Source organism: Streptomyces sp. Ag109_O5-1, from assembly GCF_003814875.1.
Classification (GTDB): domain Bacteria; phylum Actinomycetota; class Actinomycetes; order Streptomycetales; family Streptomycetaceae; genus Streptomyces; species Streptomyces sasae.
In genome coordinates, this window is sequence record NZ_RKQF01000001.1 from 10,524,736 (window position 1) to 10,551,728 (window position 26,993).

Annotated in this window: 26 protein-coding genes; 13 read left to right on the forward strand and 13 right to left on the reverse strand. The window is 72.6% G+C overall.

Annotated features, from left to right (window positions below; translation table 11 throughout):
- Window positions 1–55 precede the first annotated feature (55 nt).
- Window positions 56–397, reverse strand: a complete 342-nt coding sequence (locus tag EDD90_RS47970; RefSeq protein WP_123979300.1) for a DUF4235 domain-containing protein — start codon at window positions 395–397, stop codon at window positions 56–58.
- 16 nt (window positions 398–413) lie between these two features.
- Window positions 414–1,427 carry a glutathione S-transferase family protein gene (locus EDD90_RS47975; protein ID WP_123979301.1) on the reverse strand — a complete coding sequence of 338 codons (1,014 nt, stop codon included), beginning with the start codon at window positions 1,425–1,427 and terminating at the stop codon, window positions 414–416.
- Window positions 1,428–1,583: 156 nt separating this feature from the next.
- Here EDD90_RS47975 and EDD90_RS47980 point away from each other — a divergent pair, with 156 nt between their 5' ends.
- Window positions 1,584–2,552 (forward strand): cation diffusion facilitator family transporter, encoded by a 969-nt coding sequence (locus EDD90_RS47980; protein WP_123979302.1) that lies wholly within the window; start codon window positions 1,584–1,586, stop codon window positions 2,550–2,552.
- Window positions 2,553–2,647: 95 nt separating this feature from the next.
- Here EDD90_RS47980 and EDD90_RS47985 read toward each other — a convergent pair whose 3' ends face one another.
- Window positions 2,648–3,097, reverse strand: coding sequence for a nitroreductase family deazaflavin-dependent oxidoreductase (locus EDD90_RS47985; RefSeq protein ID WP_123979303.1), 450 nt, complete (start codon window positions 3,095–3,097; stop codon window positions 2,648–2,650).
- 173 nt (window positions 3,098–3,270) lie between these two features.
- On the opposite strand from EDD90_RS47985, the gene EDD90_RS47990 reads away from it, so the two are divergent.
- Complete coding sequence (locus tag EDD90_RS47990; RefSeq protein ID WP_123979304.1) at window positions 3,271–3,690, forward strand: nuclear transport factor 2 family protein; 420 nt, start codon at window positions 3,271–3,273, stop codon at window positions 3,688–3,690.
- Window positions 3,691–3,719: 29 nt separating this feature from the next.
- Here EDD90_RS47990 and EDD90_RS47995 read toward each other — a convergent pair whose 3' ends face one another.
- The gene (locus EDD90_RS47995; RefSeq protein WP_123979305.1) at window positions 3,720–4,352 is read right to left on the reverse strand and encodes a LysE family transporter; all 633 of its coding nucleotides are present in this window, start codon (window positions 4,350–4,352) and stop codon (window positions 3,720–3,722) included.
- Window positions 4,353–4,645: 293 nt separating this feature from the next.
- On the opposite strand from EDD90_RS47995, the gene EDD90_RS48000 reads away from it, so the two are divergent.
- A complete protein-coding gene (locus EDD90_RS48000) occupies window positions 4,646–5,887 on the forward strand; it encodes a cytochrome P450 (protein ID WP_123979306.1) in 1,242 nt (413 codons plus the stop codon).
- Between the two features lie 12 nt (window positions 5,888–5,899).
- Window positions 5,900–6,100, forward strand: coding sequence for a ferredoxin (locus EDD90_RS48005; protein ID WP_123979307.1), 201 nt, complete (start codon window positions 5,900–5,902; stop codon window positions 6,098–6,100).
- Here EDD90_RS48005 and EDD90_RS48010 read toward each other — a convergent pair.
- Entirely contained in the window at window positions 6,097–6,981 is an 885-nt protein-coding gene (locus EDD90_RS48010) for a sigma-70 family RNA polymerase sigma factor (RefSeq protein WP_123979308.1), read from the reverse strand. The two genes, EDD90_RS48005 and EDD90_RS48010, sit on opposite strands and share 4 nt — an antisense overlap.
- 68 nt (window positions 6,982–7,049) lie before the next feature.
- On the opposite strand from EDD90_RS48010, the gene EDD90_RS48015 reads away from it, so the two are divergent.
- The gene (locus EDD90_RS48015; protein WP_123979309.1) at window positions 7,050–7,730 is read left to right on the forward strand and encodes an FMN-dependent NADH-azoreductase; all 681 of its coding nucleotides are present in this window, start codon (window positions 7,050–7,052) and stop codon (window positions 7,728–7,730) included.
- A 2-nt stretch (window positions 7,731–7,732) separates the two neighbouring features.
- Here EDD90_RS48015 and EDD90_RS48020 read toward each other — a convergent pair whose 3' ends face one another.
- On the reverse strand, window positions 7,733–8,284 hold the full coding sequence (locus EDD90_RS48020; protein ID WP_123979310.1) for a TetR/AcrR family transcriptional regulator: 552 nt from the start codon (window positions 8,282–8,284) through the stop codon (window positions 7,733–7,735).
- A gap of 86 nt (window positions 8,285–8,370) precedes the next feature.
- On the opposite strand from EDD90_RS48020, the gene EDD90_RS48025 reads away from it, so the two are divergent.
- The 3 genes from EDD90_RS48025 (at window position 8,371) to EDD90_RS48035 (ending at window position 10,446) form a co-directional block, all read left to right on the forward strand.
- Window positions 8,371–8,829 (forward strand): nuclear transport factor 2 family protein, encoded by a 459-nt coding sequence (locus EDD90_RS48025; protein WP_123979311.1) that lies wholly within the window; start codon window positions 8,371–8,373, stop codon window positions 8,827–8,829.
- A 20-nt stretch (window positions 8,830–8,849) separates the two neighbouring features.
- Window positions 8,850–9,383, forward strand: a complete 534-nt coding sequence (locus tag EDD90_RS48030; RefSeq protein ID WP_123979312.1) for a flavoprotein — start codon at window positions 8,850–8,852, stop codon at window positions 9,381–9,383.
- 94 nt (window positions 9,384–9,477) lie between these two features.
- Window positions 9,478–10,446 carry an aldo/keto reductase gene (locus EDD90_RS48035; RefSeq protein WP_123979313.1) on the forward strand — a complete coding sequence of 323 codons (969 nt, stop codon included), beginning with the start codon at window positions 9,478–9,480 and terminating at the stop codon, window positions 10,444–10,446.
- A gap of 100 nt (window positions 10,447–10,546) precedes the next feature.
- Here the strand turns inward: EDD90_RS48035 and EDD90_RS48040 are convergent, their stop codons facing one another.
- On the reverse strand, window positions 10,547–11,329 hold the full coding sequence (locus EDD90_RS48040) for a phytanoyl-CoA dioxygenase family protein (protein ID WP_123979314.1): 783 nt from the start codon (window positions 11,327–11,329) through the stop codon (window positions 10,547–10,549).
- 69 nt (window positions 11,330–11,398) lie between these two features.
- Here EDD90_RS48040 and EDD90_RS48045 point away from each other — a divergent pair, with 69 nt between their 5' ends.
- Both EDD90_RS48045 and EDD90_RS48050 read left to right on the forward strand, forming a co-directional pair.
- The gene (locus EDD90_RS48045; protein ID WP_123979315.1) at window positions 11,399–12,286 is read left to right on the forward strand and encodes a helix-turn-helix domain-containing protein; all 888 of its coding nucleotides are present in this window, start codon (window positions 11,399–11,401) and stop codon (window positions 12,284–12,286) included.
- 453 nt (window positions 12,287–12,739) lie between these two features.
- The gene (locus EDD90_RS48050) at window positions 12,740–14,614 is read left to right on the forward strand and encodes an RICIN domain-containing protein (protein ID WP_260328551.1); all 1,875 of its coding nucleotides are present in this window, start codon (window positions 12,740–12,742) and stop codon (window positions 14,612–14,614) included.
- Between the two features lie 10 nt (window positions 14,615–14,624).
- Here the strand turns inward: EDD90_RS48050 and EDD90_RS48055 are convergent, their stop codons facing one another.
- The 5 genes from EDD90_RS48055 to EDD90_RS48075 all read right to left on the reverse strand — a co-directional run bounded on the left by EDD90_RS48055 (window position 14,625) and on the right by EDD90_RS48075 (window position 20,144).
- Window positions 14,625–15,116 carry a universal stress protein gene (locus tag EDD90_RS48055; protein WP_123979317.1) on the reverse strand — a complete coding sequence of 164 codons (492 nt, stop codon included), beginning with the start codon at window positions 15,114–15,116 and terminating at the stop codon, window positions 14,625–14,627.
- Between the two features lie 18 nt (window positions 15,117–15,134).
- Complete coding sequence (locus tag EDD90_RS48060; RefSeq protein ID WP_123979318.1) at window positions 15,135–16,394, reverse strand: SLC13 family permease; 1,260 nt, start codon at window positions 16,392–16,394, stop codon at window positions 15,135–15,137.
- A 58-nt stretch (window positions 16,395–16,452) separates the two neighbouring features.
- Window positions 16,453–17,694, reverse strand: coding sequence for a hypothetical protein (locus EDD90_RS48065; RefSeq protein WP_185149482.1), 1,242 nt, complete (start codon window positions 17,692–17,694; stop codon window positions 16,453–16,455).
- Between the two features lie 227 nt (window positions 17,695–17,921).
- Complete coding sequence (locus tag EDD90_RS48070) at window positions 17,922–18,617, reverse strand: DUF4232 domain-containing protein (RefSeq protein WP_123979319.1); 696 nt, start codon at window positions 18,615–18,617, stop codon at window positions 17,922–17,924.
- A gap of 129 nt (window positions 18,618–18,746) precedes the next feature.
- Complete coding sequence (locus EDD90_RS48075; protein ID WP_123979320.1) at window positions 18,747–20,144, reverse strand: serine/threonine-protein kinase; 1,398 nt, start codon at window positions 20,142–20,144, stop codon at window positions 18,747–18,749.
- A 46-nt stretch (window positions 20,145–20,190) separates the two neighbouring features.
- Here EDD90_RS48075 and EDD90_RS48080 point away from each other — a divergent pair, with 46 nt between their 5' ends.
- From EDD90_RS48080 to helR, 3 genes are all read left to right on the forward strand, one after another.
- Window positions 20,191–20,739 carry an RNA polymerase sigma factor gene (locus EDD90_RS48080; protein ID WP_123979321.1) on the forward strand — a complete coding sequence of 183 codons (549 nt, stop codon included), beginning with the start codon at window positions 20,191–20,193 and terminating at the stop codon, window positions 20,737–20,739.
- A gap of 170 nt (window positions 20,740–20,909) precedes the next feature.
- The gene (locus EDD90_RS48085) at window positions 20,910–22,112 is read left to right on the forward strand and encodes a glycosyltransferase (RefSeq protein WP_123979322.1); all 1,203 of its coding nucleotides are present in this window, start codon (window positions 20,910–20,912) and stop codon (window positions 22,110–22,112) included.
- Between the two features lie 298 nt (window positions 22,113–22,410).
- Window positions 22,411–24,585, forward strand: coding sequence for an RNA polymerase recycling motor ATPase HelR (gene helR, locus EDD90_RS48090; RefSeq protein WP_123979323.1), 2,175 nt, complete (start codon window positions 22,411–22,413; stop codon window positions 24,583–24,585).
- Here helR and EDD90_RS48095 read toward each other — a convergent pair.
- The gene (locus EDD90_RS48095) at window positions 24,569–26,989 is read right to left on the reverse strand and encodes a SpoIIE family protein phosphatase (protein ID WP_123979324.1); all 2,421 of its coding nucleotides are present in this window, start codon (window positions 26,987–26,989) and stop codon (window positions 24,569–24,571) included. The two genes, helR and EDD90_RS48095, sit on opposite strands and share 17 nt — an antisense overlap.
- Window positions 26,990–26,993 lie beyond the last annotated feature (4 nt).

Genomic DNA, 26,993 nt, shown 5'->3' on the forward strand with positions numbered 1-26,993 from the left:
GGTCCGGCCGGGCCGTAGGAGGAGCGCGGTTGCGCCGGCCCGGCCGGAGACTCCTTCACGCTGCGTCCGACCCCGCCGACGGCGGGCCGACCCGGTCCCGGCCGCCCTTCCGGGCCGTCGGCCACACTCCGGTGGAACGCTCTATGGCCGTGGCGCCGGTGCGGTCCACGGCGCTGCGCGCCACCGCGAAGACGGCGCCCTGGAGGGCCGCGCCGAGCAGCACCTCGCCCCAGCCGCGGTTGCGGTCCAGGGCGTCCGGCGCGTCCTCCTCGCCGCGCAGCGCCATCCAGGTCCGGCGGAAGACCAGCGCGCCCAGCGCCCCGCCGGCCCAGCTCAGCACGAGGCCGAGGGGCGCGTAGACGAGGGGGAGCTTCAGTTTCTTCCTGCTCTTGGCCATGCCTGCCTCCGCGTGGTCAGGGCCGCCCCGTGACCGGCACCTCCTCGCCCGCCGGCACCGGGCCGGGCGGTGTCCCCTCCCCGAAGGGCCGGCCGCCCAGCTCCTCGCGGTGATGGGGCGTCAGCCACCCGGCGAGGTCCGGGCCGAGGGGCACGACGGCGGTGGGGTTGATCCCGGTGTGGACCTGGTAGTAGTGCCGCTTGATGTGGTCGAAGTCGACGGTGTCACCGAATCCCGGCGTCTGGTAGAGGTCCCTCGCGTACGCCCACAGCACCGGGTTCTCGGTGAGCTTCCAGCGGTTGCACTTGAAGTGGCCGTGGTAGACGGCGTCGAACCGGACCAGCGTGGTGAACAGCCGGATGTCGGCCTCGGTGATCGTGTCCCCGACCAGATAGCGTTGCCCGGCCAGCCGTTCGGCGAGCAGGCCGAGCCGCCGGAACACCGCCGTGCACGCCTCCTCGTAGTCCTGCTGCCCGGGCGCGAAACCGGCCCGGTAGACACCGTTGTTGACGTCCGAGTAGACCTCCGCCATCACCGTGTCGATCTCGTCCCGCCGGCCGGCCGGATACAACTCGGGCGCTCCCTCCCGGTGCAGTGCCGTCCACTCGGTGGCCAGGTCCAGGGTCAGTTGCTGGTAGTCGTTGGTGACCAGCTGCCCGCTCGGCACGTCCACGACCGCGGGCACGCTCACCCCGCCCGGGTAGCCGGTCTCCCGCCGGTCGTAGGCCTCGCCGAGGAACCGGATGCCGAGCACCGGGTCCCGGCCGCCCGGGTCCAGGGTGAAGCGCCAGCTGCGGTCGTCCTGGATCGGGTCGGCGACGGCCAGGGAGAGGGCGTTCTCCAGGCCGAGCAGCCTTCGTGAGATCACCGCCCGGCTCGCCCACGGACAGGCACGGCTGACCACCAGCCGGTAGCGCCCGGCCGCCACCGGCCAGCCGTCCCGTCCGTCCGCCGTGATCCGGTCCGCGAAATGACTGGGGGACCGGGAGAACGCCTTGTGCCCCAACGAGGCGTTGCCGCCACCGCTCATGGTTCCTCCTTGCCGAGGGGACGTCGCCCCGACGACCGGCCCTCATGCACCGGTCCATGAGGGCCGGTACGCGCCGATGCACCGGGTTCCCCCGATGTTCCCCGATTTGCGCCGACCGTACGGTGTGATCGGCGCGCGTCGGGGCAGTCGGCGGGCGTGAGCGGGACCGAATCGGAGAAGCGGCCGGAGGCCGACCGCAGGACACGCGTGACCGTGCTCGTGGCGCTCGCCGCCAATCTGGTGATCGCCGTCGCCAAGGCCGTCGGCGGGGTCGTGGCCGGCTCGCCCGCGCTGCTGTCGGAGGCCGCGCACTCGGTCGCCGACAGTTTCAACGAGGTGTTCCTGCTCGCCGCCCTGCGCCGCAGCCGGCGCCCGCCCGACGAACGGCACCCCTTCGGCTACGGCAAGGAACGCTTCTTCTGGGCGCTGCTCGCGGCCGTCGGGATCTTCGTCATGGGCGGCTGCTTCTCCGTCTTCCAGGGCATCGAGGCGCTGCGCAACGGCGCCGAGGAGAAGTTCAGCGGCTATGTGGCCGGTCTGATCGTCCTGGGCGTCGCCCTCTGCGCGGAGGGCATCTCCCTGATCCGGGCCCTGCACCAGGTGCGCCGGGAGCAGCGGGGGCTGCGGGATCCGGCGCTGCGCACGGTCGTCGCCGAGGACGGCACCGCGGTGCTCGGCGTGCTCCTGGCGATCGCCGGCATGGCCCTGCACATGATCACCGGCCAGGTCGCCTGGGAGGCGTCCGCCTCGCTGGCGATCGGCGCGCTGCTGGTGTTCGTCGCCTACCGGCTCGGGGCCGACGCCCGCGACCAGCTGATCGGGGAGGCCGCCGATCCCGAGCTGAGCCGCAGGATGCGGGCGCAGCTGGCGGCGGAATCCGAGATCGACAGCGTGGAAGCGCTGCTCACGATGCGGACCGGCCTGGAGTCGACCCTGGTCGCGGCCCGGGTCGATCTGGTGCCCGGCCTGGACAGCGAACGGGTCGAGGAGGTCCTGGTGCGCATCAAGCGGTCCCTGGCCCGGACGTTCTCCGAGGCCGACCAGATCTTCCTTGACGTCACCGACCGCTCCGCGCACGAGACAGCGGAAAGCCCCGCCGCGACGGGGGAACGCGGCGGGGCCTGACCTTCGACTGCCCGGCCCGGACCCGGCTCATGCCTGCCGGAAACAGATTTTTCTAAATTCCGACGGTTCCAGGCCGGAAAGGATTCCCGGAACCGTCAGTTCCCCCCGACCGGCTCCAGCACGAACACCGGGATCTCCCGGGACGTCTTCTTCTGGTAGTCGGCGTACGGCGGGTACGCGGCGACCGCGCGCTCCCACCACTGCTCCTTCTCCGCACCGGTGACCTCACGGGCTGTCATGTCCCGCTTGACCGCCCCGTCCTGGAGCTCGACAAGCGGCTCCGACTTGACGTTGAAGTACCAGACCGGATGTTTGGGCGCACCGCCCTGCGAGGCGACCACCGCGTACTTCCCGTCGTGCTCCACCCGCATCAGGGGCGTCTTGCGGATCTTCCCGCTCTTCACCCCCAGGGTGGTCAGCAGGATGACCGGCATCCCGGTGTCCATCAGGGTCGTGCCCTTCGTCCCGCCCGAGCTCTCGTACAACTCGACCTGTTCGCGCACCCAGGCGGTCGGGCTGGGCTCGTACTCGCCCTCAAGAGGCATGAGGTCCGTCCCCTCGTCGCTGCCAAGACTGACGCCACGATTCAACACCCGGTGCGGCCCGGATCATCCACGCGACACCGAACCCCTTACCCCACACGTAATCGCCTACCCCGCGCGTTCCGGGCATGGTCGTACGCGCACCGCATCCGGCCGACATACAAGGCAGGTCACCCATGTCCCGCACCCGCGCCGTCGTCGAGGAACTGCTCCGCCGCATCGGCGCGGGCGACCCCGGGCCGATCGCCGAGCTGTACGCCGAGGACCTCGACTGGCGGCTGAACTGGCCCGAGGACGAGCACGACCGTCCCGCCACCCCGTGGATCACCCACCGTACGGGCCGCGCCGGCGCCGCCGCCCACTTCCGGGACCTCGCCGCACACCACGTGCCCGGACAGGCGGACACCCGGATCGAGCGCGTCCTCGTCGATGGCCTCGACGCGGTCGTGCTCGGCGAGATCCGGCAGACCGCGAAGCCCACCGGGCGTCCCTATCGAGCCAGGTTCGCCTTGCACCTCACCGTCCGGGACGGTCTGGTCGTCCGGCACCACGTGTACGAGGACAGCCTCGCCGTCGCCCGGGCCTTCGCGTCCTGACGTCCTTCGCGTCCTGACGTCTTCGGCCGTCAGCCCGGCGACAGCGCCATGCGGGCCGCGAGTCCCAGCATCACGCAGCTCGACAGCAGCGCCGTGACCAGGCGCCCCCGGTGGCCGGTCAGGCCCCGGCCGAGGAGCGCCCCGCCGCCCGCCAGCAGCAGCTGCCAGCTCGCGGACGCGGCGAAGGCCGCCAGCACGAAGACACCCTGCTCCAGCGGCCGTACCGCCGTGCCCGCCCGGGTGCCGACCACCAGGGCCGCGAAGTAGATGACCGTGGTGGGGTTGAGCAGCGTGATGCCGAGGAGGCCGAGATACGCCCGTGCGGGGCCGGGTATCGGCCGCTCGGCCCGGACCGCCAGCCGCCGCTCCCGGAACTGGCGCAGCGCGACCGCCGCACCCCGCACGGCGAGCGCGACCAGAACCGCGGCCGAGGCCCAGCGCAGCGGCCCCAGAACCGGCTGCAGCGCCGCCGCCAGCGCGGCGCCGCCGACCATGGCGAGCAGGGCGTAGAGACCGTCCGCGCTCGCGACGCCGAGGGCGGCGCAGGCGCCGGTCCGCAGGGACGTACGAGCCGTGAGAGACACTAGATATGTGCCGACCGCGCCGACCGGGACGGCGATGCCGTACCCGGCGAGCAGGCCGGCGACGAGCGCGGCCGTCACCGGCGTGCGGGCTCGGGCCTCCAGGAGCGCCCCGGCTGCTGCTGGCCCCGCACCGGACGGACGGTCGCGGAGGTCAGCGTCGCACAGGCGTGAGGAGTCGTCATGGGCAGATCCTCCGGCCCGCCTCGCCGCCCCGGCAAGCGAATTTCGGCGTGGAAACGTCCCCCGACCGCATGCCGTTCGGCCAGATCACGTACTTCACCGATCTGGCTGAACTTGCGGTCGCCCCATAGGTGCCCCGGGCATCTAATGAAGATCGGCACGACGTACCGCATTCGTCTGCGAGGTCTTCCATGAACGAACTGACGGACCTGACGGAACCCACGACTTCTGCCCATCCGGCCGATCCCGTGGCCTGGCCGCAGGACCGGACGTGTCCCTACCACCCGCCCACCGGCTACGACCCGCTGCGCGACGGAAGCCCGCTGTCCCGTATCCGTCTCTACGACGGCCGTACCGCCTGGGCGGTCACCGGCCACGGCGCGGCCCGGGCGCTGCTCGCCGACCCCCGGCTCTCCAGCGACCGCCGGCGGGAGGACTTCCCGATGCCGAACGCCCGGTTCGCGGCGGTCCGGGAGCGCCGCAACGTCGCCCTGCTCGGTCTCGACGACCCGGAGCACCAGAAGCAGCGCCGGATGCTGATCCCGGACTTCACCCTCAAACGAGCGACCGGAATGCGGCCGGCCATCCAACGGATCGTGGACGGGCTGCTCGACAGGATGATCGCCGCGGGACCGCCCGCCGACCTGGTGAGCTCCTTCGCCCTGCCCGTGCCGTCCATGGTCATCTGCGACCTGCTCGGTGTCCCGTACGCCGACCACGAGTTCTTCGAGGCGCAGTCCCGGCGGCTGCTGCGCGGTCCGGAGCCCGCCGACTCCCTGGACGCGCGCGAGAAGCTGGAGGTCTATCTGGGCGACCTGGCGGACCGCAAGAGCCGGGACGAGGCGCCCGGCGACGGCGTCCTCGACGACCTCGTCCACGAGCGCCTGCGCGAGGGCGCCCTGGACCGGGGCGAGGTGGTCGCACTCGCCCTCATCCTGCTGGTCGCCGGACACGAGACCACCGCCAACATGATCTCGCTCGGCACCTTCACCCTGCTCCAGCAGCCCGAGCGGCTCGCCGAACTGCGCGCCGACCCCACGCTGGTGCCCGCCGCCGTCGAGGAACTGATGCGGATGCTGTCCATCGCCGACGGGCTGCTGCGCGTCGCGCTGGAGGACATCGAGGTGGCCGGCACCACCATCCGCAAGGGCGACGGAGTCCTCTTCGCGACGTCGGTCATCAACCGCGACGAGTCCGTGTACGACGACCCCGACAGCATCGACTGGCACCGTCCGACCCGTCACCACGTGGCCTTCGGTTTCGGTATCCACCAGTGCCTGGGCCAGAACCTGGCCCGCGCCGAGCTGGAGATCGCCCTCACCACCCTCTGGGAGCGGCTGCCGGACCTGCGGCTCGCCGCGCCGCCGGAGGAAATCCCCTTCAAACCCGGCGACACGATCCAGGGGATGCTGGAACTCCCCGTGACCTGGTAAGAGGCTCCTGCCATGCACATCGAGATCGACCAGGACGTCTGTATCGGCGCCGGCCAGTGCGCCCTGACCGCCCCGAACGTCTTCACCCAGGACGACGACGGCTTCAGCACCCTGCTCCCCGGAAAGGAGGACGGCGGGGGCGACCCGCTGGTCAAGGAGGCGGCCCGGGCCTGCCCGGTACACGCCATCACGGTCAAGGAAGCGACGGGCTAAGCAGCCGACGGCGCGTCCAGTACCGCCAGCTCCAGCCCTCGCAGCAGCGCCGGGTCGGCGACCACCTCGTAGGCCGCCACCCGGTCGCCCTCGACGGTGACCCGCAGCACGTACAGCAGGCGTCCCCGCGGGGCGACGGCGAGGCCGACCCGGCCGTCGACCAGGACCGGTACCGCGAACCGGGCGCGCCGGCGCAGCAGCACGGTGCCCTCCGCGACCGCCCGGGCTCCCCGCAGCTCCGCCGGCACGCCCGGCGGCCGGGCCGCGGGGTCGGCCCGGCGGACCACGTCCGGGGCGAGCAGTTCGAGCAGCGCGCCCATGTCACCGCCCCGGGCCGCGGCCAGGAACGCCTCCACCACCCCGCGGTGCCGGTCCTGCTCGGCGGCCGGCAGCGCGGGCGTGCCGCGCACCTTGTGCCGGGCCCGGCTGGCGAGCTTCTTCGCGGCCGGCAGCGAACGGTCGGTGATCGCCGCGATCCGCTCGAACGGCACCGCGAACAGATCGTGCAGTACGAACGCCACCCGCTCGGCAGGGCCGAGCCTGTCCAGCACCACCAGCAGGGCGACGCCCACCGACTCGGCGAGCACCGCCTCCTCCTCGGGCCCGTCCCCGGCCGCGCGCTCCGCGAGATCCTCGCCGTACGGTTCCTCACGACGAGCGGTGCGGGCGCGCAACATGTCCAGGCAGATACGGGAGATGACCGTCGTCAGCCAGGCGCCGAGGCTGTCGATCCCGGTACCGCCCACCCGGCTCAGCCGCAGCCAGGCCTCCTGGACCGCGTCCTCGGCGTCGCCGGCCGAGCCCAGCATGCGGTGGGCGATCGCCCGCAGCCGCTCGCGCCGGGCCTCGAACTCCGCCGCCAGTTCGTCGTGCCCGTCCATGGGTCACCTTTCCGCTCCGTGCTCCGTCACCCCGTCGACGAACCCGAACCGACCGAGGTGACCACCCCATGCTGCTGCACATCGACTCCAGCGCCGACACGACCGCCGACTCCGTGACCAGGCGCCTCACCGCGGACTTCGCGCGGGAATGGCGCGCGCTGCACGGTGCGGCGGACTACCGCCACCGCGACCTGACGGCCACGCCGGTGCCCCCGCTCACCGGCGCCTACGCCAGGCTGGGCCGCCGGGTGGAGCGCGAGGGTTTCGTCCCGCCCGCCAAGGTGGCCGCGCTGATCGAGAGCCCCGCCGAGGCCCGTGAGTGGGAACTGACCCTGCCGCTCACCACCGAACTGGCCGCCGCGGGCACGGTGGTGCTCGGCGTTCCGATGTACAACTTCTCGGTGCCCGCGGCCCTCAAGGCGTGGATCGACCGGGTGACCTTCCCCGGCGCCTTCGCCCACCCGGACACGGGGGAGAGCCTGCTGGCCGACGCCCGGCTGGTGGCCGTCCTGGCGCGCGGCGGTGCCTACGGCCCGGACACCGGCCGGGCGGCCCTGGACTTCCAGCTGCCGTATCTGAAGGCCTGGACTGCTCGGCTGGGCGTCCGGCCCGAGCACTTCCACCCGGTGGCCGCCGAACTGACCCGCGTCGACGTGCTGCCCCTGCCGGCCGGTCAGGAGGAGACCGCCGCCGCCTCCCTCGCCACGGCGCGCGCCGAGCTCTCGCGGCTCGTCGCCGCCGTGGGCTGACCTCACCCGGCGCGCAGCAGCACCCGGGCCGCCTCACGCGCCTCGGCCGCCGGTGCCGTGCTGCCGGTGATACCGGCGGTGACCATCGCCCCCTCGGCGAGCAGGAACAGCGGCCCGGTGACCCCGGCGTCCAGCCCGGCGCCGGCCACCAGCTCCGCGAGGTAGTCCCGGAACGCCCGCTTGTGGCCCCGCACCTGGGCCACCACCCGCGGGGAGGTGGCGCCGAGCTCCCCGTACGCGTTGATCCACGCGCACCCCCTGAAGTCCTCCTCACCGAACCAGGTCTCCAGCCAGTCGAAGACGGCGAGCAGCCGCTCCCGAGGATCCTCGTGCCGCTGGACGTGTTCGGCGAGCCGCTGCCGCCAGCGCGCGTCCCGCCGCTCCAGATAGGCCTCCACGAGCTGCTCCTTCGCGGGGAAGAGCTGGTAGAGCCGCTTGAGGGAGACCCCGGAGGCGCCGCGTATGTCGTCCATGCCGACGGACTGCACCCCGCGCCCGTAGAACAGCCGCTCGGCGGCGTCCAGGGCCTGCTCACGGGCCACCACGCTGTCCATGGACCACTCCTTGACGAGAGAACGTGCGTTCTCCTACGTTAGCAAGCGACCGAGAGAACGCACGTTCTCCACCGAAGGAGGAGACCATGACCATCCGTCCGCCCCTGCCGCCGTTCACCCGGGAGACCGCCGCCCAGAAGGTCCAGGCCGCCGAGGACGCCTGGAACTCCCGCGATCCGCAGCGCGTGGCGCTCGCCTACTCCGAGGACTCCGTCTGGCGCAACCGCGATGCCTTCGTCACCGGACGGGCCGAGATCGTCGAGTTCCTCACCGCCAAGTGGAACCGCGAACTCGACTACGCGCTCCGCAAGGACCTGTGGGCCTTCGACGGCAACCGCATCGCGGTCCGCTTCCAGTACGAGTGCCGCGACGCGGACGGGCAGTGGTGGCGGTCGTACGGCAATGAACTCTGGGAGTTCGACGAGCACGGGCTGATGACCCGGCGCGAGGCGAGCATCAACGACGTCCGGATCGAGGAGCACGAGCGCCGTGTCCACGGTCCGCGCCCGGAGTCCGAACACGGCCTGTCGTTCCCGCTCCGGTAGAACCCGCATAGGGTTCCCGGATGACCGATGAGACCGCGAAGCCCTTCCTCTACCTGGTCGTCTGCGCGGCCGGCATCGCCGCCGGCGTCGGCAAACTGGTCACCGCGGCGCAGGAGCGCGGCTGGGAGGTCGGGATCATCGCCACACCGGTCGCCATGAACGGCTTCTTCGACACCGCCGAGGCCGAGGCGCGCACCGGCCGCCCGGTACGGTCGGCCTGGCGCAGGCCCGCCGACCCGCGCCCCTTCCCGCCGCCGGACGCGGTGGCCGTCGCCCCCGCCACCTTCAACACCGTCAACAAGTGGGCCGCCGGACTCGCTGACACCCTGGCCGTCGGCACCCTGTGCGAGGCCCTCGGTCTGGGCGTCCCGATCGCCGTGCTGCCCTGCGTCGCGGACGCCCTGTCCGCCCACCCCGCCTACCAGGAGAGCCTGGCCCGGCTGCGCGGACTGGGCGTCCGCTTCGGCGACCCGTACGCCGGCGAGCCCGAAGCGGACGGCGGGCGCCCCGAGTTCGCCTGGACACGGGCACTGGACCTGCTGGAGCGGGGCTGACGGCGTCCGATTGCACCGCCATCCCGAGAGACCGGCCGGCCCGTCGACGTACGCTCGGCTCTGTACGACGTGATCTCGACGGCGGGAGACAACGATGGAGTACGTGAAGCTCGGCCGCACCGGTCTGGACGTGTCCCGGATCTGCCTCGGCTGCATGACCTACGGCCTGCCCGACCGCGGCACCCACGAGTGGACCCTGGACGAGGAGGCGTCCCGCCCGCTGATCCGGCAGGCGCTGGACGCGGGCATCAACTTCTTCGACACCGCCAACGTCTACTCCGACGGCACCAGCGAGGAGATCGTCGGCAAGGCGCTGCGCGACTTCGCCAGGCGCGACGAGATCGTCCTGGCCACCAAGGTGCACGGCCGGATGCGCCCCGGCCCCAACGGCGGCGGCCTGTCCCGCAAGGCGATCCTCTCCGAGATCGACCACAGTCTCGGCCGCCTCGGCACCGACTACGTCGACCTCTACCAGATCCACCGCTTCGACCACGACACGCCGATCGAGGAGACGATGGAGGCGCTGCACGACGTCGTCAAGGCCGGCAAGGCCCGCTACATCGGCGCGAGTTCGATGTACGCCTGGGAGTTCTCCAAGGCCCAGTACACAGCCGAGCTGGGCGGCTGGACCAAGTTCGTCTCCATGCAGAACCACTACAACCTCCTCTACCGCGAGGAGGAGCGCGAGATGCTGCCGCTCTGCGCCGACCAGGGCGTGGGCGTGCTGCCGTGGAGCCCGCTGGCCCGGGGCCGCCTCACCCGGGACTGGGGCACGGTCACCGAACGCAGCGCCACCGACAACTTCGGCAACCGCCTCTACCAGGACGGCGACCGCGCGATCGTGGAGGCGGTCACGCGCATCGCCGATGACCGTGGCGTCCCCCGGGCCCAGGTGGCCCTGTCCTGGCTCCTCCACCAGAACACGGTGACGGCCCCGATCATCGGCGCGTCAAAACCGAACCACCTCAAGGACGCGGTGGCGGCAGTGGAACTCGAGCTCAGCGACAAGGAACTGGAAGAGCTGGAGCAGCCCTACGGCCCCCATCCCGTCTCCGGCCACTGAGGCGCGTTCCTGCTTTTTCGCTTTCAGGGGCGCGGGGCTGTGTTTGATGTGCGGCTACCGCCGCGTGGGCGCGACCAGCCCCCGCCCGCCCGCACCCGAATCACAACCGTTCGGTCCCGCACGGACCAGCTCCCTCGCTCTCCAGCAGAGGAACCCGCTCCCCACCCATGCTCAACGTCCGGTAATACCCCCCGATCCGCACCGCGGACCGCCCCACATAGTGCCCGATGAACGACCGCCGGAACCGTCCGGCGGAGCGGTTCGGCTGTGAGCCGTGCACCAGGCTCCCGTTGAAGAACAGCACATCACCGGGCCCCATATCGACCGGCACCGCCGCCAGCCCCTCCGGCGGTGCCACGTACTCCCGGGCGAACGACAGCTCCGCGTCCGACTCCTCCGGGCAGAACAGGTCCATCCGATGCGTCCCCGGCACCACCTGGAGACCGCCGTTCTCCCGGTCGATCGCCTCACAGGCGACCCACGCCGCGACGCACGTCCCCGGCTCCACCCGCAGATAGAAGTTGTCCTGGTGCAGCGCCTGCCCCCGGGCCCCCGGCGGCTTGAAGTAGAACATGCTCTGCGCGGCCAGCACCTCCTCCCCGAACAGCGCCTCCAGGATCACCCGCAGCCGCGCGTCCAGCAGGAACCGCCGGGCGAGCGCACTGATTTCGTGCGGCTGCATCACCCGGGGATACCGGTGCAGCGGATCCGCCGTCGGCCCCGGCTCGAAGTGCCCCGGCACGGCCCGCCCCGCCGCGTGCAGCGCCGCGAACTCCGCGCACAGCCGGTCGATCTCGTCGTACCCGAACAACTCCCGTACGACGGTGAACCCGTCCTCCTCGAACTGTCGCAGGACGGTGGTGTCGCTGCCCGTGGCTGTCATACCCGCGCTCCTCGGTCCGGTGCCCTGGGCCTGTCACGCTAGGACGACGCACCCGCGGAGAGGATGCCCATGAGTGCTGAGGAACTGCCCGGGACTGCTGTCCCGGCACCACCGCGGGGCATGGTGGTCACCGGCCGCTACGACCAGGGGCCCGGCTACCGGGTCAACCGCCCGAAGGGGTCGAGCAGTTGGCTGCTCACCTGGACCACGGACGGCCGCGGTCTGCTCCGGCAGGGCGCTACCCGGATCCTCGCGCGTCCCGGAGACCTCGTCGTCCTCGCCCCGGGTGTCCCGCACAGCTACACGGTCGGGCCCGGCGCCGACCGCTGGCGTTTCTGGTGGACCCACTGCGAAGCCCGCCCCGCCTGGGCACAGTGGCTGGGGCCGGGTGCCGTGGGCGACGGCGTCTACGCCGTCGGCGCCCCGGGCGCCCTGCACGCCCGGATCGAGGCCGCGTTCCACCGTGTGCTCGCCGACTCCCGCTGGACCGGCACCGGCGCGCCGCCCGCCCCGGCACCCGGCGACGACCCCGTCGCCGTCGCGCACGGCAGCGCCGCGCGCGAACTCGCCCTGTGCGCTCTGGAGGAGGTCGTCCTGCTCGCGACGGCCGGCGCCCACCGGACCCCGCCCGGCCCGGACGACCGGGTGCGGCGCGCCGAGGAACTGATCGCGGCCGACCCCGGCGCCCCGCACACCGTCGGCTCGCTCGCCGCGCGTGTCGCGCTGTCTCCGTCCCGGTTCGCCCACCTCTTCACCCGTCAGACCGGCGTGGCACCGATGCGCGCGTTGCGCGAAGCCCGGCTGCGACACGCCGTTCGGCTGCTGGAGAGCACCGACCTGACCGTCGAGCGGGTCGCCGCCGCGTCCGGATTTCCCAGCCCGTTCCACTTCAGCCGGGTTTTCCGTGAAAGATACGGGGTCCCGCCCGGTGCCTACCGCTCCGGTGAACGTCCGTAATCCATCCGGCTATTGGTTCATGAGAGCCGAGGGGCCGGCGGCTTGTGCAGGTCGGGCCGTGGTTCAATGGTTCGTGTCGATCGTTGGGCGGCCGGCGGTGAATCCCCACGCCAATTGCGGTGTCGATACAGCGACACAGCGCGAACTCGCTCATTGACGATTCGTCAAATCGACCCGCGGTACGGGCAATGCGCAAAACCCCGGGATCCCTTGTTCTGCCCTGCTGGCCTGTGCAAAGGTGTGGCGTGTCGGCATGCGGACAATTATTTTCACCCGCATGCGCGAGGCCGCTCCCGTTCGCCCCCCACGCTTCAAAAGAGCAGCCGACGGCGGACACGCGAGCGCCGAACCCCCAACAGACCCATCCGATCAAGGTATCGGCCGGGTCGTATACCGGTTGCATACCAAACGGTATGGGCCGAATCCCGCGTTGCGTCTGGAAGGAATGCAGCCGTGAATGACGCAGGCCTGGGGAATTCCCCTACCCCCGCCCGGCCGTTCGACGTCACCGACGAGCAGCTCAGCACCGAGCTCAAGCAGTGGACGGGCACCGCGCCCGCCCTGCACCCCGTCGGCGAACTCCTCGACCGGCACTGGGAAGCGGCCTTCGCTTACGCCCGTCTGTGCACCGACGGGACGCGCGGCGCGGGAATGCTCACCACCGCCGCATTCACCCGGCTCTTCGGCGAATCCCTCCGCCAGGCCGGCCCGACCGCTGCTTGGCGCCCCCAAATCCTCGTCACCGTCCGCCGTATTGCCGCCGAATGGGACAACGACGGGCGCGGCGAACTGCTGCACCCCGAACTGCGCGCCGGAAAGGGGGAGCGGGCCGCTTCCCGGCTGCTCCCGCCCGCGAACCGGCGGCTGCTCTCCCGCGCCTTCCAGCGGCTGACCCAGTCCTCGCGCGCCGTGCTGTGGCACACCGAAGTCGAGTCCGAGCCGCTGTCGACCCCCGCCGGGCTGCTGGGCCTCGACGAGCAGGACGCGGAGGTCGAGTTGCGCCGGGCCCGCGAGCGGCTGCGCGAGGAGTGCCTCCAGGTGCACCGCGAGCTCGCCCACGAGGACGAGTGCCAGCGCTACGTCCGGATGATCGACGTGACCTTCCGGCGCGGCGGGGTCGACGTCGACCGGGACCTCCAGCAGCACCTGAACGGCTGCAAGCACTGCCGGTTCACCGCCGACCAGCTCCACCAGTTCAACGGGGGCCTCGGTATCGCCCTCGCGGAGGCCGTGCTCGGCTGGGGTGCCCGTGCCTACCTGGAGTCCCGGGCGGGCCTCATGTCGGAGCCCGCCGAGCCGGCGGCCGCGCCCGTCGGCGGACCCGCGGGCGGATTCGCGGGCGGTGAGGCCTTCGCGCCGGCGACGCCCGCGCCGGGCAAGGACCTGAGGGTGCACCCCGTCGCCTCCCGGCGCGCCGCGCAGCGCGCCGCCCGCCGGGTCCGGGTCCGGCGCCGCAACCTCGCCGTGGCGGTGGGCACGGTGAGCGGACTGGTCGTGCTGCCGCTGGTGCTGTGGGCGGTGCTCGGCTCCGGCGACGACTCCGGTTCGTCCGCCTCCGCCAAGCCCTCCGCCACGCCCGGTACCGGCAAGTCCACCTCGGGCCCGTCCTGGATCGGCACCAGCCAGACCACCCAGGGCACCCTCCGCGGCCGGCTGCACAACATCGCCTCCGGCCTCTGTATCGGCGTGGTCGGCAAGAAGGCCGTCAAGGGCGCCGAGACCGAACTCGCGGAGTGCTCCTCGGCGGCCGGCCAGCAGTGGACGTACGACAGCGACGGGCTGCTGCGCAACGGCGACGACCCCGGCCTCTGCCTCGACTCGCACCTCGGCTACTCCGTCCAGCTCGCCCCGTGCTCGTCCGCCACCGCGTCCGGCGGCCGGAGCATCCGCTACGACTTCACCCTCCAGGGCGTCCTGGTGCCCCGCTGGGACCAGGACCTGGCGCTCGCCCCGGCCGCCACCGACGGCGGTGGCGCCCTGGTGGTCAAGACCCGGACGAACGTCAGCGCCCAGCGCTGGGTGATGGACACCTCCCAGCCCGACCTGCAGATGCAGATCGTCAACTGGGACGCCGAGACCACCCCGACCCCGACCGCGGCCGCCACCCCCACGACCAAGTCCGCGAAGACCCCCACCGCGACGCCCACCCCGTCGGCGTCGCAGACGACCGCACAGCCGACGCCGTCGAGCACCACCGGCTACAACCCGTGCGCCGACTACCCGGGCTACTGCTACGGGGGCGGCCAGTACGGCGGCTGGGGCTACGGCGGCGGAGGTTACGGGGGCGGCTACGGCGGAGGTTATGGCGGCGGTCACCGCGGTCACTGAGCCCGCGGGCTCAGTGGTGGTGGGGCGGCGGGGGCGGCATCGTGGTCAGATCCGGCGCCCCCTCCGGCCACACCAGCAGCACCGGGCAGGGCGCGTGGTCGACGGCGAACCGCACCGCCTTGCCCAGGCTGTGCGGCCCGAGCCGGGACCGGTCGCCGTCCCGGGCCAGGATCAGCAGATCGGCCCCCTCGGCGGCGGCCACCACCTCCCGCTCCACCCGGCCGGCCCGCTCCAGCCGGGTGCACGCCCGCCCCAGCCGCGCCTCGGCCGCGTCGAGCAGTTCCGCCGCCGACGCCCTGCCGAGCTCCACCAGCCGTCCTTCCGGGTCCGGCTCCGAACCGGCCCGGCCCAGCAGACCGGCGAACGCGCCGTGCGCCAGCCCGGCCACCCCCGGCCCGGACACATGCAGCAGCACGACCTCGGACGCGGCCGGCGCATGGGCGCGCGCCGCGTCCACACAGGCCGGCCAGGTCCCCTCGTCCAGCCAGACGATCACCCGCATACGGCCTCGGCCTCCCGGTCAGCTCCCGACCACCTGTAGCGCTCCCCACAGTGCCACCACCGCCGCGCCCAGCGCAGTCGGCACGGCGAGCAGCCCCAGCCGGGTGAACTCCCGCAGATCCACCCCGTGGTCGTGCTGGTGCACGATCCTGCGCCACAGCAGCGTCGCGAGCGACCCGGCGTAGGTGAGGTTCGGTCCGATGTTCACCCCGAGCAGCACCGCCAGCACCGCACCCGGCCCGGTCGGCGCGACCAGCGGCAGCAGCACCAGTACGGCCGGGAGATTGTTGATGAGATTCGCCAGTACGGCGGCGAGCGCGGCGACACCCAGCAGCGCCGGCAGCCCGGTCCCGCCCGGCAGCACCCGCCCGAGGGCGTCGGCGAGCCCGTTGTCGACGACCGCCCGCACCACGACCCCCAGCGCCAGCACGAACGCCAGGAAGGCCGGGGCCGCGGCCTTCACGACCGTCACAGGGGTGGCCCGGCGCCGTACCAGCGCGCGTCCGGCCAGCGCCAGCGCACCCGCGCACGCGGCCCATGCCGGATCGATGCCGACCGCGGAGGCGAGCACGAACCCGGCGAGCGTGCAGCCGACCGTCACCAGGGCGAACAGCGGCAGCCGCGGCGGCTCGCCGGTGTCCCTCGCCCCGGGCGCCGCGGTCGACAGGTCCCGGGCGAAGAACCACCGGAACACCAGGTATTCGGCGCCGATCGCGACCAGCCAGGGCAGCACCATCAGCGCCGCGAACCGGGTGAAGCTCAGCCCGCTGGCGGCGAACGCCAGCAGGTTCGTCAGATTGGACACCGGCAGCAGCAGCGAGGCGGTGTTGGACAGATGCGTGCACGCGTAGACGTGCGGTTTCGCCCGCACCCCGGACCGGGCCGCCGTCGCGAACACGACCGGCGTCAGCAGCACCACCGTCGCGTCCAGGCTCAGTACCGCCGTGATCACCGACGCCAGCGCGAACACCGCCGTCAGCAGCCGGGCCGGCCGGCCGCCCGACCAGCGGGCCGTCCACGCCCCGCAGGCCTGGAACAGCCCCTCCACATCGCAGAAGTGGGCGAGCACAAGGACGGCGGCGAGGAAACCCACCACCGGCCCGAGCTGCTCGACCTCCGCCCGGGCGTGGTCGAGCGAGATCGCCCCGGTGGCGACGACCACCCCCGCCGCAGGCACGGCAAGCACCGCCTCCGCCCAGCCGCGCGGCCGGATCACGGCCCAGGCGAGGACGGCTGCGAGCAGGAGGACGGACAGGGTCTCGGCGAGAGGCGTACTCAGGGTGTGTTCCTCGGGGCGTGATCAAATGCTGTCCGCCCATGAAAGCAGACGGACCCGGTTACGAGGACTGCGTACCCGCCGCGCCCAGGAACTCCGCCCAGCCGCCCGTCGGCTCCTGCCCCGGGTTCAGCGTGCGCAGCTTGCGCAGCACCGCCGGGTCCTGGGCCTCCAGCCACGCCACCAGCTGCTTGAAGGATACGAACCGCACATCGTCGTGCTCGGCCATCTTGCCGATCGCCTCCTCGACGGCGTCCATGTAGATGCCGCCGTTCCAGCGCTCGAAGTGGTTGCCGATGAAGAACGGTGCCCGGTTGGTGCTGTACGCCCGCTCGAAGCCCGCCACGTAGCTGTCACGGGCCTGGGTGCGCCAGGCGTCGTACTGGGTCTTGTCGCCCAGCGGGTTTCCGGCGGACTGGTTGTACATCATGTTGTAGTCCATCGACAGGACCTGGAAGGAGTGCCCGGGGAACGGTATGGACTGCAGCGGGAAGTCCCAGATCCGGTTGCCCTGCACCTTGCCCGGCCAGATCTGCAGGCCGCCGGGGGAGCTGGCGTCGTACTTCCAGCCGAGCGCGGCCGCGGTGGGCAGCAGGTTGGACTGGCCCTCCAGGCACGGGGTGCGGCCGCCGATCAGCTCCTTGCGGTAGTCGAAGGGCAGCGGCTCCAGGTCGGTGAAGCCGGTGTTGGTCTTCCACTTGGTGACGAAGTCCATGGCCTGGTCGATCTCGCTGCGCCACTCCGCGGGGGACCAGTTGCGCACACCGTCGCTGCCGCAGAAGTGCCCGTTGAAGTGGGTGCCTATCTCGTGGCCCTCCAGCCAGGCGGCGCGCACCTGCTGGATCGTGGAGTGGATGTGGCGGTCGGACAGGTAGCCGATGGCGGAGGCGCCGACCGCGTGCTGCGGCGGCCGGTACAGGTCCTTCTTCGACTCGGGCAGTGTGTAGATGCCGGACAGGAAGAACGTCATCTTCGCGCCGTGGTCGGCGGCCACCTTGCGGAAGCGGGAGAACAGCTGGTTGCTGAGCTCTCCCGCGCCGTCCCAGGAGAACACCACGAACTGCGGCGGCTTGGTGCCGGCCTTCATACGGGTCGCCTTCGGCTGGTGCGGCTGGGCGCCCGTGTCGGCCGTCGAACCGTCGCCGATGAGCTTCAGTGGCTTGGCCGGCGCGGCGTCCTTGCCGCCGTCGGCCGAACCGCTGCCGTTCAGCGTCCAACTGCCCTTCGAGCACGCGGAGAGGGCACCCAGCGCCCCCGCCGTCGCGCCCGCCGTCAGCACCCGCCTGCGAGAGATGCCGCTCATGTCCGTCCCCGATCCGTCGTCCCGGCCCCCCGAGGAGCCGCTTTTCTGCGTGGTCGACGGGTTCGATGGCAGGCCCGGCCAAAAAGATCGGAGCCGGCTGTGCGTGTTGCACGTCTGTGACAGTTGTGGCCCGGACATGACGAACCCCGCTGCCCGGGGGAGTCGGCAGCGGGGTTCGCTCAGGGGAGTGGTCGAGGGAATGATCGGGGGGAGTGCCGGGGGAGCGCTCAGACGCCGGTGCCGGCGCTGAACACCGTCAGACGTACCGAGGAGGAGTTCCCGGAGACCGGGACCGCGCCGTTCTTCCAGGTCACCTTCAACGGGTCCCGCTCGTCGGGCGGGGTGACCACCAGCGCGGCCGGGGTCGCCGTCTTGGCGCCGCTGATCTCCGGGTTGGAGAAGGTCAGCCCCGCCCAGGCGCTCTGGCCGGGCTTGAGGGTGACCGTCGCGGGGGAGCTCCCCGACTCACGCACGGGGTCGGGGCCGAGCTGGGCGCCGGACGCGTTGACGAACGCGGCGCCCGGGAAGCCGCGCACGGTGCAGGTGCGGCCCGACTTGTTCGTGAGCACGATCGGGAAGTTCTCCTGTCCGGCCCCCGGGTTGTTGCCGCCCACCGAGGCGGACAGCTCGGAGGTGTGGCAGCGCGTGCTGCTCGCGGCGGAGGTCGTCGTGCCACTACCGCTCGTGGCGGAGCCGGTGCTCTGGGACGACGAGGACGTCGTGTTCTTGCCGGACGGGGCGGAGCCGGTGTCCGACGTGTCCGAGCCCGCCGAGCCGCCCGTCGCGGGCGCCGCCGTGCCCGACACGGACTCCGGGGACTTCCCCGGGCTGTCATTGCCGCAGGCCGTCAGGAGGCCCAGGGCGGCGACCGTGCTCGCGAGCAGGGCCGCCCCGCGCCGCAAGGACTGGGACGTGTGCGCCATGTCTCTCCACACTCCTGGTTGTTCATGGCACGCGGGTGAGGCGTGCCTGCGGCGCTCCGTGCGCCGTCTCTCTCTCATCCGATGCGCGAAGCGGCGGAAAAGTTCGGGGCCACGCCGGAATTCGTCCGGTCAGGTGACCTTCAGGGAGCGAAGTATGCCGTCCGTCGTGTCACGGTCGGCCGCGCCCTTCTGCCGTATCTGGACGTACACCTGGGGCTGGGAGTCCCCGCCGGCCGGGCCGAGGGCCGCCTCCTGGATCGAGCCGCCGGTTCCGGAGCAGTCGCTCCAGGTGCGGATCCGGCCCTTCCAGGCGGTGCCGGAGAACGCACGGCTGCCGTCGTAGTGGCAGTCGTCGTGGGACAGCGCGGTCACCTTGGCCGTAAGGTCGCCGTGCTCGCTCACGCCGATGAACACACCGTTCACCGCGGCCGTCAGGTCCTGCCACTTCGACACGTCGTCGGCGACCTCCAGACCCGGCTCCTGCCCCGAGGTCAGACCGAGCGCCTGCGGATTCCAGCCGGAGTTGCGCAGCTCGCCCGCCCACGCGGAGGGCACCTGGGCCACCACCCGCCCCGTGGAGTCCGTGACCCGGGTCTCCTGGCCCGCCGACCCGTGCCGGTCGACCATGGTGACCGCGACGGCCGTGCCCCCGGCCGCCAGCACCGCGGCGACGGTCAGGGTGACCGCGTTCAGCCTTCTGCGGACCCCGTCCAGCCGCTTCGGCCGGCGCGCCGTGGCGACCGCCGCCAGCCGGTCCAGTTCGTCGGCGAAGGCGTGCGCGGTGGGCCAGCGCCGCTGCCGGTCCGGCTCCAGGGCCCGCATCAGCGCCCGCTGCACATCGTCCCCGAGATCCGGCCGCAGCCGCTCGGGCCTTACGACCTGCCCGGGCGCCGCCGGCACCGTCCCGGTGACCAGCTCGTAGCCCACCGCGCCCAGCGCGTAGACGTCGGCGCGCGCGTCGATGCCCTCGCCGGGCTGGGCCTGCTCCGGCGGCTGGTACCCCGCCGAACCGGCCGCGAGGGTGAGCCCCGACGCCTGCGCCAGGCTCTTCGCCAGCCCCAGGTCGGCCAGCAGTACCCGCCGGGTGCCGTCCTGCGCGGTGCGCAGCAGCACATTGGTCGGCTTGATGTCCCGGTGCACGATCCCCGCCCCGTGCAGATCCGCCGCGCCGCGCGCCGCCAGCGCGGTCAGCCGCAGCGCGTCCGGGACCGGGAGCGGGCCACCGGCGAGCAGATCGGCGAGGGTGCCCGCGTCGGCGTACTCCATCACGAAGTACGGCCGCCCGTCCGGGAGTTCGCCGATGTCGTAGACCTGCACCACACGCTTGGAGTCGGCCCGGCGCAGCAGCCGCGCCTCGGACAGGAACCGGTCGTGGATGTCCAGCCGGTGGGACCAGTTGTCGGCGAGTACCTTCACCGCGACCGAGGCGTCCAACTGGTCGTCGTGGGCGAGCCAGACCGTACCGAAGGCGCCGGTGCCCAGGCGCCGTTCCAGGCGATAGCGGCCGATCCGCTCGAGGGGTTGCATACGACTATCATGCCTGCCCTGAGATCGACTTCGAGGGGGACCTCCCGTGCCGGACGCCACGCTGACCGAAGACCTCGCCCGGCGGGCCGCCGCCGGTGACCAGGTGGCCCTGAACCAGCTGCTCAGCGAGGTGTGGCCCGACGTCGTACGACGCTGTGGCCGGTTCCTGCCGTGCCGGGAGGACGCCGAGGAAGCGGCCCAGGACGTGCTGCTCCAGGTCTCCCGGAAGATCTCCACCTTCGAGGGCCGCAGCCGCTTCAGCACCTGGCTCTACACGGTCATCGCCAACTGCTCCCGGCAGAAGTACCGGGACCTGAAGCGACGGGCCGCGGAGCAGCCGGCCACCATCGAACCCACCGCGCATGTCGACCCGCGTACGACGAGTGTGATCGCGGGCTCCCGGATCGATCTGCTGGAGGCGCTGGACCGGCTGGAGCGCGAGCACCCGCAGCTGGTCGCGCCGCTGGTCTACCGGGACATCTGCCAGCTGGACTACGCCGAGGTCGCCGAACGGGTGGGGATTCCGCTGGGGACGCTGAAGTCCCGGCTGCACGAGGCGCGCAAGCAGGTCCGGCCCTGGCTGAGCGCGCCGTAGGAACAGCGACGGCCGCGTCTCCGCGGCCCGCACACACATAAGGCGAGAAGTTCGTCCACTCCCCGCCACTCTCAACTTATAGCGCACTGGGGGGCTTGCGGCAAGGCCCCCCTCGTCCCGCAGAATCGCAGGCCGAAGCCAGGAACCGCGGTATTTGGGGGATGTACGTCATGCGTGTGCTGTTGATGGGATACGGGTCGCGCGGGGACGTGGAACCACTGGCGGGGCTCGCGGTGGCGCTGCGGGAGAACGGCGCCGAAGCACGGGTGTGTGCGCCGCCGGACCAGGAGTTCGTGGAGCTGCTGGCACGGGCCGGGGTGCCGCATGTGCCGTTCGGGCCGTCCGTGCGCGCGCTGGTGACCAGGCCGAAGCCGTCTCCGGGGGATGCGTTCAAGCTTGCGCCCGAGTTGGTCGCCGCGCACTTCGACACGGTCGGCCCGGCGGCCGAGGGATGCGATGCGCTGGTGGCGAGCGGCCTGATGCCGGCCGGCGCGCGGTCGGTGGCGGAGAAACTGGGCATCCGTTACGTGCTGGCGAGCTTCCACCCGTTCGGAATGCCGTCCTCGCACTTCCCGCCGCCGGGGAGGCCGGGTCCCCCGGCCCCGGCCGGTGCCGATCTGCGGACGCTGTGGAAGGTGGACGCCGAGCGGGTGAACGCGCTGTACGGCGAGGCCCTGAACACCCACCGGGCCGCGCTCGGCCTGCCGCCGGTGGACAACGTCCGCGATCATGTGTTCACCGAGCGGCCGTGGCTGGCGGCGGACCCGAGCCTGGCCCCGTGGCAGGACATGACGGATCTCCACCTCGTGCAGACCGGAGCGTGGCTCCTGCCGGACGAACGACCGCTGGCGGCCGAGGTGGAGGCATTCCTGGAGGCCGGCGAACCGCCGGTGTACGTCGGCTTCGGCAGCATGGCGATGCGCGGCGCGCCGGACGCGGCCCGCGTGGCCGTCGAGGCGGTACGCGCTCAGGGGCGCCGTGTCCTCGTCGGGCGAGGCTGGGCGGACCTGGCCCCGGTCGACGGCAAGGACGACTGCCTGGCGATCGGCGAGATCAACCACCAGGCCCTGTTCCGCCGGGTGGCCGCCGTCGTCCACCACGGCGGCGCGGGCACCACGACGGCCGCCGCCGTGGCCGGCGCGCCGCAGGTGGTCGTCCCCCAGTTCGTGGACCAGCCGCACTGGGCCGCTCGGGTGGCGGCACTGGGCATCGGCGCGGCCCACGACGGCCCGACCCCGACCTTCGACTCCCTCTCGGCCGCGCTCGCGACGGCCCTCGCCCCCGAGACCCGGGCCCGCGCGGCCGCGGTGGCCGCCACGATGTGCACGGACGGAGCGACGACCGCGGCCAGGCTGCTTCTCGACGGGGCCTGAGCATGGCGTGACGCACCGCCTGACGGCCACTGTGGCGCCCCGCAAGGGGCGTGGGGCTGTTTCGCTGTGCGGCTACCGCCGCGTGGGCGCGACCAGCCACGACGGCGCCGCAGCCTCCCACGCACCGCGACCTCTGAGTTCTGGATGACGGTCGCCGTCCGAGTCCCCCAGGGGCCGACCCCCTTCACGGATCACGATCCCCAGCCCGCCTCCTGCGGCACCTCCCGCCCAGCCCCCATGCTCGTCCTGCCCCCGTACGCGCCCCCGGGCCGCACGGCCTCTCCACGGAGCTGATGCATTGCACCCCCTGACCACCAGCGCCTTCGACCTCCCCGAACGCCTCTCCGTCAAGGCCGCCCCCGCCCTGATCGCCGACGACGAGCGGCACTTCGCCGCCATCGCACGCTGCCTCGACGAGACGATCGCCGAGCTGTCCGCCCGCCTCGACGCCGAGCTCAGGGCACCCGGCGGCACCGGCCGGGCCGCGATGGACCGGGACATCGAGGTCCACCGGCTCACCGGGCGGCTCCGCACCCTGCGCCGCTTCGGCCTGGACCTGTGCCTCGGGCACATCGTCGGCGCCGACGACCCCGAGCCCGTGTACATCGGCCGGCTCGGCCTCACCGACAGCGAGGGCCGCCGGCTGCTGCTCGACTGGCGTTCCCCCGCGGCCGAGCCCTTCTTCGCGGCGACCCACGCCGACCCGATGGGGCTGCGCAGCCGCCGCAGGTACCGCTGGACGAACGGCCGGATCGGCGACTACTGGGATGAGGTGTTCACCGCCGACGGGCTCGACGGGCATGTCGCGCTCGACGACCAGTCCGCGTTCATCGCCAGCCTGGGCGCCGACCGGTCGGAACGGATGCGCGATGTGCTCGCCACCATCCAGGCCGACCAGGACGCCATCATCCGCGCGGGATCCCGGGGCGCCCTCGTCGTCGACGGCGGCCCGGGCACCGGCAAGACCGTCGTCGCCCTGCACCGCACCGCCCACCTCCTGTACTCCGACCCGCGCCTCGGTCACCGCCGCGGTGGCGTGCTGTTCGTCGGCCCGCACCGGCCCTATCTGAACTACGTCTCCGACGTGCTGCCCAGCCTCGGCGAGGAGGGCGTGCAGACCTGCGTGCTGCGGGACCTCGTCGACGAGGGAGCCGACGCGACACCCGAGACCGACCCGGAGGTGGCCCGTCTGAAGTCGTCCGCCGACATGGTGCGGGCGATCGAGACGGCCGTCCGCTTCTACGAGGAGCCCCCCGCCGCGGGGATGACGGTCACCACCGACTGGGCCGACCTGCGGCTGACCGCCGAAGACTGGGCCGACGCGTTCCGGGCGCCGGGGCCGAGCACACCGCACAACGAGGCCCGCGACCAGATCTGGGAGGAGCTGGCCGCCATCCTGCTGGACAAGTACGACGGCGACGACGTCACGCCCGAGGAGTTCCGCAGGTCCCTGCGGCAGGACGGGGAACTGGTCGACGCCCTCCACGGCGCATGGCCGCTGCTGGAGGCGTCCGACCTGGTCGGAGACCTGTGGTCGGTCCCCGCCTATCTGCGGATGTGCGCCCCCTGGCTGGACCGCGACCAGGTCCGGACGCTGCAGCGCGCGGACTCGCGCGCCTGGACGGTGTCCGACCTGCCGCTCCTGGACGCGGCCCGGCAGCGGCTCGGCGACCCGGAGGCGGCGCGGCGCAGACAGCGGCAGGAGGCCGTCCTCGCCGCCCAGCGCGAGCGCATGGCACAGGTCGTCGACAACCTGATCGGGGCGGTCGCCGACTCCGGCGCCGACGGCGACGAGGGCGAGGGCCTGGTGCGGATGCTGCGCGGCGCGGACGCCAAGGTCAGCCTGGTCGACGAGTCCGAACTCCCCGCCCTCGCCCCGGACCTGCTGGCCGGCCCGTTCGCGCACATCGTCGTCGACGAGGCCCAGGAACTGACCGACGCGGAGTGGCAGATGCTGCTGCTGCGCTGCCCGTCCCGGAGCTTCACCATCGTCGGGGACCGCGCCCAGGCCCGGCACGGGTTCACGGAGACCTGGCAGGAACGCCTGGAGCGGGTCGGGCTCGACCGGATCACCATGGCCTCGCTGAGCATCAACTACCGGACGCCGGAAGAGGTCATGGCGGAGGCCGAGCCGGTCATCCGGGCCGCGCTCCCGGACGCCAACGTGCCGACCTCGATCCGCGCCGGCGGCCTGCCCGTCGTGCATGGATTCCTGGACGAGCTGGACCAGGTCCTCGACGCCTGGCTCGCCGCCCATGCCGAAGGCGTCGCCTGCGTGATCGGCGACCCCGGTTTCACACCTACGTCCCGTGTCCGGTCGCTGACGCCGGAGCTGTCGAAGGGGCTCGAATTCGACCTGGTCGTCCTCATCGACCCGGAGAAGTTCGGCGAGGGCGTCGAGGGCGCGGTCGACCGCTATGTCGCGATGACCCGGGCGACACAGCAGCTGGTCGTCCTCACGAGCGTGTCCTAGACGGTCCTGGACGGTCCTGGAGGCCGTCCTCCTCCTCGAACAGGGACAGCTCCGCCCAGATCGTCTTGCCCTCGGCCGTGTGCCGGCTGCCCCAGCGCTGGGTCAGCTGGGCCACCAGCAGCAGGCCCCGGCCGCCCTCGTCCCAGGTCTTGGCCCGGCGCAGGTGCGGGGCGGTGTGACTGCTGTCGGAGACCTCGCAGATGAGGGTGGGCGTGTCATGGATCAGCCGCAGACGGATGGGATGGGCGCCGTAGCGGATGGCGTTGGTGACCAGTTCGCTGACCACCAGCTCCGCCGTGAAGGCGGCCGTGCTCAGACCCCACTCGTCCAGTTGCTTCACGACCTGTTTGCGGATGGGCGCGACCAGGGCGGGGTCGACGGGAACGTCCCAGCTCGCCACCCGGGACGGCGGCAGGCCCTGGGTGCGGGCCAGCAGCAGGGCCACGTCGTCGGCCGCGCCGCCCGAGGGCAGCAGGGCGTGCAGGATGCGGTCGCAGGTCTCGTCCAGGGAGTCGCTGTACGCCGCGAGCGCCTCGTGCAGGAGCCGGAGACCGGCGTCCGGGTCGCGGTGCTGGGACGTGATCAGCCCGTCCGTGAACATGGCCAGCACGGTGCCCTCGGACAGCTCGATCTCGGTGGACTCGAACGGCAGCCCGCCCAGGCCCAGCGGGGGACCGGCAGGCAGGTCCACCTCGTGCAGGCGGTGGCCCGGGCGCAGCACGACGGGCGGCGGATGGCCGGCGCGGGCCAGCGTGCAGCGCCGGGACACCGGGTCGTAGACGGCGTACAGACAGGTCGCGCCGACCTCGCCGGGGCTGGCTTCGCCGCCCTGCTCCTCCGAGAGCCGGACCACCAGGTCGTCGAGGTGGGTGAGCAGCTCGTCCGGGGCCAGGTCGATGTCGGCCAGGGTGCGCACGGCGGTGCGCAGCCGGCCCATGGTGGCCGAGGCCTGCACTCCGTGGCCGACGACGTCCCCGACGACCATCGCGACCCGCAGCCCGGACAGCGGGATCACGTCGAACCAGTCGCCGCCCACTCCGGCCCGGGCGGCCGGCAGATAGCGGGAGGCGGCCTGCAGGGCGGCGGTGCGCGGCAGCGTCCGGGGCAGCAGACTGCGCTGCAGGGCCAGGGCGGTCTCGCGCTCGCGCGAGTAGCGGCGGGCGTTGTCGATGCAGACGGCGGCCCGGGCCGTGATCTCCTCGGCCAGCAGCACGTCGTCCGGGCTGAACGGGTCGGGCCGCCGGTGCCGGTTCAGCACCGCGACCCCCAGGGTCACCCCGCGCGCCTGGATCGGCACCGACATCGTGGCGTGGACACCGAAGTCGCGCACCCGCTCCGCGCGCGCCGGGTTCCAGTGCACCCACTGCTGCATCTCGCCGGAGGGCATGGAGGCCACGATCGTCCGTCCCCCGATGAGCGAGTCGGCCTGCGCCGAGGAGCCCGGGTAGGACTCGGTGTGCCCCGGCTTCACCACCGCCTCGGGGACGCCGGGCAGTACGGACTGGTGCGCGGTGCGGCGCAGCGTGACCGGCGCCGTCAGCCGCGCCGGGAGATCGCCGCCGTCCTCCGGCGGGTCCAGCAGGTCGACGGTGACGAAGTCGGCGAGCGCCGGTACACAGACGTCCGCGAGCTCCTGTGCCGTCCGGGTGACGTCGAGGGTGCTGCCGATGCGCACGCTCGCCTCGTTGACCAGTTGCAGCCGTTCCCTGGCCAGGTAGTTCTCGGTGAAGTCGTGCGCGGCCAGGCACACGCCCCGCACCCGGCCCGCCGTGTCCGTGACCGGTGCCATCCGGGCCAGCCAGGCGTGCGCCTGCTCCTCGCCGCCGGTGCGCATATAGGTCTGGACGTCCAGCGGGCGGCCCGAGGCCAGCACCTGGAGCATGTTCTGCTCCAGTTCCGCGCTCTGCACCATGCCGCCGATCTCCGCGATCCTGAGTCCCTGGATCCGCTCCTCGGGCAGTCCGATCACCTCGGCCATCGCGTCGTTCACCCGGCGCAGCCGCAGTTGCTCGTCGTAGACCGCGACCGCGCACGGCGACTGGGTCAGCGCGGCCGTGGCCAGCGGGTCGTCCGGGGTGCGCGGGCCGCCGCCCGCCAGCGGGGAGACCACCAGCCAGTGCCCGGGACGTTCGTCATGTGCCGCCCGGTGGTGGGCGAGCAGCCAGACCGGGATCGTACGGCCGTCCCGGTGCCGGAGTTCGAGGACGCCGTCCCAACGGGCGCCCGCCGGCGTGGGCGGTGCGGTGTCACCGGCGAGCAGCAGCGCGGCGGGGCGGCCCACGACCTCGCGGGCCGGGTGGCCGAGGAGCCGTTGCGCGCCCTCGTTCCACTCGGCCAGTGTGCCGTCCTCGTCGACGACGGCCCGGGCCGTCGCCGCATCGTCGAACGGATAGACCCGGCTCATCGTC

What these genes read in the sequence shown, in the direction of transcription:
- EDD90_RS47970 (WP_123979300.1), bottom strand. Translation starts at nt 397, where the DNA reads ATGGCCAAGAGCAGGAAGAAACTGAAGCTCCCCCTCGTCTACGCGCCC.
- EDD90_RS47975 (WP_123979301.1), bottom strand. Translation starts at nt 1,427, where the DNA reads ATGAGCGGTGGCGGCAACGCCTCGTTGGGGCACAAGGCGTTCTCCCGG.
- EDD90_RS47985 (WP_123979303.1), bottom strand. Translation starts at nt 3,097, where the DNA reads ATGCCTCTTGAGGGCGAGTACGAGCCCAGCCCGACCGCCTGGGTGCGC.
- EDD90_RS47990 (WP_123979304.1), top strand. Translation starts at nt 3,271, where the DNA reads ATGTCCCGCACCCGCGCCGTCGTCGAGGAACTGCTCCGCCGCATCGGC.
- EDD90_RS48000 (WP_123979306.1), top strand. Translation starts at nt 4,646, where the DNA reads ATGAACGAACTGACGGACCTGACGGAACCCACGACTTCTGCCCATCCG.
- EDD90_RS48005 (WP_123979307.1), top strand. Translation starts at nt 5,900, where the DNA reads ATGCACATCGAGATCGACCAGGACGTCTGTATCGGCGCCGGCCAGTGC.
- EDD90_RS48010 (WP_123979308.1), bottom strand. Translation starts at nt 6,981, where the DNA reads ATGGACGGGCACGACGAACTGGCGGCGGAGTTCGAGGCCCGGCGCGAG.
- EDD90_RS48015 (WP_123979309.1), top strand. Translation starts at nt 7,050, where the DNA reads ATGCTGCTGCACATCGACTCCAGCGCCGACACGACCGCCGACTCCGTG.
- EDD90_RS48020 (WP_123979310.1), bottom strand. Translation starts at nt 8,284, where the DNA reads ATGGACAGCGTGGTGGCCCGTGAGCAGGCCCTGGACGCCGCCGAGCGG.
- EDD90_RS48025 (WP_123979311.1), top strand. Translation starts at nt 8,371, where the DNA reads ATGACCATCCGTCCGCCCCTGCCGCCGTTCACCCGGGAGACCGCCGCC.
- EDD90_RS48030 (WP_123979312.1), top strand. Translation starts at nt 8,850, where the DNA reads ATGACCGATGAGACCGCGAAGCCCTTCCTCTACCTGGTCGTCTGCGCG.
- EDD90_RS48035 (WP_123979313.1), top strand. Translation starts at nt 9,478, where the DNA reads ATGGAGTACGTGAAGCTCGGCCGCACCGGTCTGGACGTGTCCCGGATC.
- EDD90_RS48040 (WP_123979314.1), bottom strand. Translation starts at nt 11,329, where the DNA reads ATGACAGCCACGGGCAGCGACACCACCGTCCTGCGACAGTTCGAGGAG.
- EDD90_RS48045 (WP_123979315.1), top strand. Translation starts at nt 11,399, where the DNA reads ATGAGTGCTGAGGAACTGCCCGGGACTGCTGTCCCGGCACCACCGCGG.
- EDD90_RS48055 (WP_123979317.1), bottom strand. Translation starts at nt 15,116, where the DNA reads ATGCGGGTGATCGTCTGGCTGGACGAGGGGACCTGGCCGGCCTGTGTG.
- EDD90_RS48065 (WP_185149482.1), bottom strand. Translation starts at nt 17,694, where the DNA reads ATGAGCGGCATCTCTCGCAGGCGGGTGCTGACGGCGGGCGCGACGGCG.
- EDD90_RS48070 (WP_123979319.1), bottom strand. Translation starts at nt 18,617, where the DNA reads ATGGCGCACACGTCCCAGTCCTTGCGGCGCGGGGCGGCCCTGCTCGCG.
- EDD90_RS48075 (WP_123979320.1), bottom strand. Translation starts at nt 20,144, where the DNA reads ATGCAACCCCTCGAGCGGATCGGCCGCTATCGCCTGGAACGGCGCCTG.
- EDD90_RS48085 (WP_123979322.1), top strand. Translation starts at nt 20,910, where the DNA reads ATGCGTGTGCTGTTGATGGGATACGGGTCGCGCGGGGACGTGGAACCA.
- EDD90_RS48095 (WP_123979324.1), bottom strand. Translation starts at nt 26,989, where the DNA reads ATGAGCCGGGTCTATCCGTTCGACGATGCGGCGACGGCCCGGGCCGTC.